Below are 887 nucleotides of genomic sequence, written 5' to 3'. Positions count from 1 at the left end.
TGTATGCGCCTTCTTATCGCTTGGTTGTCGCCTTGATTACGATAAAAATTCATCGTTTCTACAAATTCGTTTCTTAAAATCTGTCAACGCGCTGATAAATCTCTCAATCCAAAACGCCTCTGGCGTTGTAAGGTTAAGCCTCACGGGTCATTAGTACTGGTTAGCTCAATGCATCGCTGCACTTACACACCCAGCCTATCAACGTCGTAGTCTTCAACGTCCCTTCAGGACCCTCAAGGGGTCAGGGAGAACTCATCTTGGGGCAAGTTTCGTGCTTAGATGCTTTCAGCACTTATCTTTTCCGCACTTAGCTACCGGGCAATGCCATTGGCATGACAACCCGAACACCAGTGGTGCGTTCACTCCGGTCCTCTCGTACTAGGAGCAACCCCCCTCAATTCTCCAACGCCCACGGCAGATAGGGACCGAACTGTCTCACGACGTTCTAAACCCAGCTCGCGTACCACTTTAAACGGCGAACAGCCGTACCCTTGGGACCTACTTCAGCCCCAGGATGTGATGAGCCGACATCGAGGTGCCAAACACCGCCGTCGATATGAACTCTTGGGCGGTATCAGCCTGTTATCCCCGGAGTACCTTTTATCCGTTGAGCGATGGCCCTTCCATTCAGAACCACCGGATCACTAAGACCTGCTTTCGCACCTGCTCGAACTGTCACTCTCGCAGTCAAGCTAGCTTATGCCTTTGCACTAACCTCACGATGTCCGACCGTGATTAGCTAACCTTCGTGCTCCTCCGTTACTCTTTGGGAGGAGACCGCCCCAGTCAAACTACCCACCAGACACTGTCCGCAACCCGGATTACGGGTCTACGTTAGAACATCAAACATTAAAGGGTGGTATTTCAAGGTTGGCTCCATGCAGACT

The 887-nt window shown here is 51.3% G+C and carries 1 rRNA gene; it reads right to left on the bottom strand.

Annotated elements, in window-relative coordinates:
- Nucleotides 1-129: 129 nt before the first annotated feature.
- A 23S ribosomal RNA gene (locus tag HGT71_RS15610) occupies nucleotides 130-887 on the bottom strand; the annotation flags it as partial.

This window comes from Rosenbergiella epipactidis (assembly GCF_018494055.1).
GTDB classification, from domain to species: Bacteria; Pseudomonadota; Gammaproteobacteria; order Enterobacterales; family Enterobacteriaceae; genus Rosenbergiella; species Rosenbergiella epipactidis.
Note: the sequence above shows the minus strand (reverse complement) of the source record. Positions and strands in the feature narration are given on the sequence as shown.